Origin of the sequence: Dysgonomonas sp. Marseille-Q5470, assembly GCF_951230145.1 — a bacterium.
GTDB lineage: Bacteria > Bacteroidota > Bacteroidia > Bacteroidales > Dysgonomonadaceae > Dysgonomonas.
Genome location: NZ_CATNVE010000020.1, coordinates 1 through 5,341, shown reverse-complemented (window position 1 = coordinate 5,341; position 5,341 = coordinate 1). Strand labels below are relative to the sequence as shown.

The 5,341-nt window shown below is 48.1% G+C and carries 2 tRNA genes and 3 rRNA genes; all 5 read right to left on the bottom strand.

Going from position 1 to position 5,341, the window contains the following annotated elements:
- Positions 1-4 precede the first annotated feature (4 nt).
- A 5S ribosomal RNA gene (gene rrf / locus QOX35_RS16300) occupies positions 5-115 on the bottom strand.
- Positions 116-245: 130 nt separating this feature from the next.
- Positions 246-3,130 (bottom strand): 23S ribosomal RNA (locus tag QOX35_RS16295).
- 158 nt (positions 3,131-3,288) lie between these two features.
- Positions 3,289-3,362, bottom strand: a tRNA-Ala gene (locus tag QOX35_RS16290).
- Positions 3,363-3,453: 91 nt separating this feature from the next.
- Positions 3,454-3,527: transfer RNA gene (locus tag QOX35_RS16285), tRNA-Ile, on the bottom strand.
- A gap of 141 nt (positions 3,528-3,668) precedes the next feature.
- A 16S ribosomal RNA gene (locus QOX35_RS16280) occupies positions 3,669-5,195 on the bottom strand.
- Together the 16S, 23S and 5S rRNA genes with 2 tRNA genes alongside form the textbook arrangement of a ribosomal RNA operon.
- Positions 5,196-5,341: the final 146 nt, after the last annotated feature.

Below are 5,341 nucleotides of genomic sequence, written 5' to 3'. Positions count from 1 at the left end.
TTTAAAACGGCGGTAACCTACTCTCCCACTTTTACGCAGTACCATCGGCACGACCGGGCTTAACTTCTCTGTTCGGAATGGGAAGAGGTGGAGCCCCGGTGTTATAACCACCTGAATATCGTTACGGATGAATCGTTTTCCATCCTTATAGGATTGACCTGATGTAAAAGAGCAAATAGATACGTATCATAGATACCAATCTAGCAAACCTCTGGTTAGTATTCGGTGCGGATTTATCCGCACCCCGTAGAAAGCTTTCGGGCAATTAGTACTGCTCGGCTATGACATTACTGCCTTTACACCTGCAGCCTATCAACGTTGTAGTCTACAACGACCCTTATGAGGATATCTTATCTTGAAGCCGGCTTCGTACTTAGATGCTTTCAGCACTTATCCGATCCAGACTTAGCTACCCGGCGATGCTCCTGGCGGAACAACCGGTGAACCAGGGGTCTGTCCGACACGGTCCTCTCGTACTAGTGTCAGATCTCCGCAAATATCCAGCGCCCACGATAGATAGAGACCGAACTGTCTCACGACGTTCTGAACCCAGCTCGCGTGCCACTTTAATGGGCGAACAGCCCAACCCTTGGGACCTACTCCAGCCCCAGGATGTGACGAGCCGACATCGAGGTGCCAAACCATTCCGTCGATATGAGCTCTTGGGAATGATCAGCCTGTTATCCCCGGAGTACCTTTTATCCTTTGAGCGATGGCCATTCCATACTGAAACCACCGGATCACTATGCTCTAGTTTCCTACCTGATCGACTTGTAGGTCTCTCAGTCAAGCGTGCTTATACCATTACACTCTACGAACGGTTACCAATCGTCCTGAGCACACCTTTAGAAGCCTCCGTTACTCTTTTGGAGGCGACCACCCCAGTCAAACTACCCACCATACAATGTCCCTGTATCCACAGGTTAGACGTCAAACAATCAAAGGGCCGTATTTCAAGGTTGGCTCCACAAGTACTGGCGTACCCGCTTCATAGCCTCCGGCCTATCCTACACATCAAGTGCCCAACGTCAATGTAAAGCTATAGTAAAGGTTCACGGGGTCTTTTCGTCCCATCGCGGGTAATCGGCATCTTCACCGATACTACAATTTCACCGAGATCACAGTTGAGACAGTGTCAAGATCATTACACCATTCGTGCAGGTCGGAACTTACCCGACAAGGAATTTCGCTACCTTAGGACCGTTATAGTTACGGCCGCCGTTTACTGGGGCTTCAATTCAAAGCTTCTAGTTGCCTATGACTTCTCCTCTTAACCTTCCAGCACCGGGCAGGTGTCAGACTATATACATCTAATTTCTTATTAGCATAGCCATGTGTTTTTGATAAACAGTTGCCTTGACCTATTCTCTGCGGCCACCCTTTCAGATGGCACCCTTTATCCCGAAGTTACAGGGTCATTTTGCCTAATTCCTTAACTGTGAATCGCTCGAGCGCCTTAGTATTTTCAACCCGACTACGTGTGTCCGTTTGTGGTACGGATGCATTAATGATTAGCGTTTAGCGGATTTTCTCGGCAGTCGGATTACCTACATTATCTACGCACCCGAAGGTTTGTAGTACTATCAGATTCAGCTCCAGGGGCGGATTTGCCTACCCCCGTCAACGCCTACTCCCTTTAACCATCTAATCCGTCAGATGGCAGTAGTGTCACTCCTGCGTCCCCACTTCACTCATTAATACAGTACCGGAATATTAACCGGTTCTTCCATCGGCATTGCCATTCGGCTTAGCCTTAGGGCCCGACTTACCCTGATCCGATTAGCGTTGATCAGGAAACCTTAGTCTTTCGGCGAGGAGGTTTCTCACCTCCTTTATCGTTACTTATACCTACATTTGCTTTTCTGCACGCTCCAGAGAACCTGACGGTTCGCCTTCAACGCTGAGCAGAATGCTCCCCTACCGATAATATTTATCCCATAGCTTCGGTAACATGTTTAATGCCCGATTATTATCCACGCACGACCACTCGACTAGTGAGCTGTTACGCACTCTTTAAATGAATGGCTGCTTCCAAGCCAACATCCTAGCTGTCTTAGTAGTCATACTTCGTTAATTCAACTTAACATGTATTTGGGGACCTTAGCTGATGGTCTGGGTTCTTTCCCTCTCGGACATGGACCTTAGCACCCATGCCCTCACTCCCGGTAAAAACTTATGCCCATTCGGAGTTTATCTGGACTTGATAGGCGGCGAAGCCCTCGCATCCAATCAGTCGCTCTACCTGACATAAGTTATAAGCCGAGGCTGCACCTAAATGCATTTCGGGGAGTACGAGCTATCTCCAAGTTTGATTAGCCTTTCACCCCTACCCTCAGGTCATCCGAAAACTTTTCAACGTTTACCGGTTCGGTCCTCCATTTGGTGTTACCCAAACTTCAACCTGCCCAAGGGTAGATCACTTGGTTTCGCGTCTACTCCTACTGACTAGCCGCCCTGTTAAGACTTGCTTTCGCTTCGGCTCGGTACATCGTTGTACTTAACCTTGCCAGTAAGAGTAACTCGTAGGTTCATTATGCAAAAGGCACGCCGTCACAATTACTTGCTCCGACCGCTTGTAGGCACATGGTTTCAGGGTCTATTTCACTCCTCTGTTCGAGGTGCTTTTCACCTTTCCCTCACGGTACTGGTTCACTATCGGTCTCTCAGGAGTATTTAGCCTTACCGGATGGTCCCGGCAGATTCACACAGGATTTCTCGTGTCCCGCGCTACTCAGGATACTGCTAGGCTTACGCAAAGATTCGTATACGGGATTATCACCCTCTGTGATCGCATTTTCCAATACGTTCTACTTCCTTACGGTCTTGCCACGACGCAGTCCTACAACCCCAACATTGCCTAAACAATATTGGTTTGGGCTAGTCCCATTTCGCTCGCCACTACTTTGGGAATCACTTTTGTTTTCTTTTCCTACGGGTACTTAGATGTTTCAGTTCCCCGCGTTAGCTCACTGCTTGCAGTGTATTAGAGTCTTCCTCTAATGGGTTGCCCCATTCGGAAATCCACGGATCAATGGTTATTTGCACCTCCCCGTAGCTTATCGCAGCTTATCACGTCCTTCATCGCCTCTGAGAGCCAAGGCATCCCCCATGTGCCCTTATTTACTTTCTTTTTCTATCTATCAACAACCGAAGTCATTGATAGCAGGGTTTGATAGATTATATTCCTATAATCTTTCTTTACTTGCTCTTTTATTACATCATGTCAAAGATCTTCTTGTCTGTGAACAGCTTCCTGTTATACTTCTATAACGACTGTCGAAGACACTGTGGAGAATAACGGATTCGAACCGTTGACCCCCTGCGTGCAAGGCAGGTGCTCTAGCCAGCTGAGCTAATCCCCCGATTTTGTGCAGTCTACAGTGAACAGTTGACAGTTAACAAGCGATGGCTTGTCCTTTAACTGTGGACTGAATACTGAGTACTGTTCAATCGTAGTCCCAGGCAGATTTGAACTGCCGACCTCTACATTATCAGTGTAGCGCTCTAACCAACTGAGCTATAGGACTGGCTTTCTCGTTCAACCTGAAACTGATTTGCCAGCTTCTTGGTTTCTCTTGTATCCGGTTTGTTAAACCAGGTATATCTTAATAACAACATATGTGAGTGCAGTAACTTCCCTATTATACCTAAGCGGACAGTCACTCCAGAAAGGAGGTGTTCCAGCCGCACCTTCCGGTACGGCTACCTTGTTACGACTTAGCCCCAGTCACCAGTTTTACCCTAGGACGCTCCTTGCGGTTACGCACTTCAGATACCCCCGGCTCCCATGGCTTGACGGGCGGTGTGTACAAGGCCCGGGAACGTATTCACCGCGCCATGGCTGATGCGCGATTACTAGCGAATCCAGCTTCACGGAGTCGAGTTGCAGACTCCGATCCGAACTGGGAGAGGCTTTGGGGATTAGCATCCTGTCACCAGGTAGCAGCCCTTTGTACCTCCCATTGTAACACGTGTGTCGCCCCGGACGTAAGGGCCGTGCTGATTTGACGTCATCCACACCTTCCTCGCATCTTACGACGGCAGTCTTATTAGAGTCCTCAGCTTAACCTGTTAGTAACTAATAATGTGGGTTGCGCTCGTTATGGCACTTAAGCCGACACCTCACGGCACGAGCTGACGACAACCATGCAGCACCTACATACCTGCTATTGCTAGAAGTCCCTTTTCAAGGACGGTCAGGTACATTTCAAGCCCGGGTAAGGTTCCTCGCGTATCATCGAATTAAACCACATGTTCCTCCGCTTGTGCGGGCCCCCGTCAATTCCTTTGAGTTTCACCGTTGCCGGCGTACTCCCCAGGTGGATTACTTATCGCTTTCGCTTAGTCACTTACGGTATATCGCAAACAACTAGTAATCATCGTTTACGGCGTGGACTACCAGGGTATCTAATCCTGTTTGATCCCCACGCTTTCGTGCTTGAGCGTCAGTTATGGCTTAGTAAGCTGCCTACGCAATCGGAGTTCCTCGTTATATCTAAGCATGTCACCGCTACACAACGAATTCCGCCTACTTCATCCATACTCAAGAATCCCAGTTTCAACGGCAGTGTTCAGGTTGAGCCTGAAAATTTCACCGCTGACTTAAAATCCCGCCTGCGCACCCTTTAAACCCAATAAATCCGGATAACGCTCGCATCCTCCGTATTACCGCGGCTGCTGGCACGGAGTTAGCCGATGCTTATTCGTACAGTACATGCAATACATTACACGTAATGTCTTTTATTCCTGTACAAAAGAAGTTTACAACCCGTAGGGCAGTCTTCCTTCACGCGATTTGGCTGGTTCAGACTCTCGTCCATTGACCAATATTCCTCACTGCTGCCTCCCGTAGGAGTCTGGTCCGTGTCTCAGTTCCAGTGTGGGGGACAAACCTCTCAGTTCCCCTATCCATCGTTGCCTTGGTAAGCCGTTACCTTACCAACTAGCTAATGGAACGCATGCCCATCTACATCCGATAAATCTTTAACAAATATTGCCATGCGGCATCCCTGTATTATGCGGTATTAGTCCGAATTTCTCCGGGTTATTCCCCTGATGTAGGTAGGTTGCATACGTGTTACTCACCCGTGCGCCGGTCGCCATCAAAGTATTGCTACTCTATGCTGCCCCTCGACTTGCATGTGTTAGGCCTATCGCTAGCGTTCATCCTGAGCCAGGATCAAACTCTTCTTTGTATATTCTTTTTTTTAAGTCTTTTGTGATCCTGTCCTTATCGATTCACTTATTAAGTAAATTGACGGTATAATATTTTCTAGCACCGAAGTGCTATTGTACTACACTCATATGTTGTCAAAATTTCAAAGATCGTTATCTGTTCGCT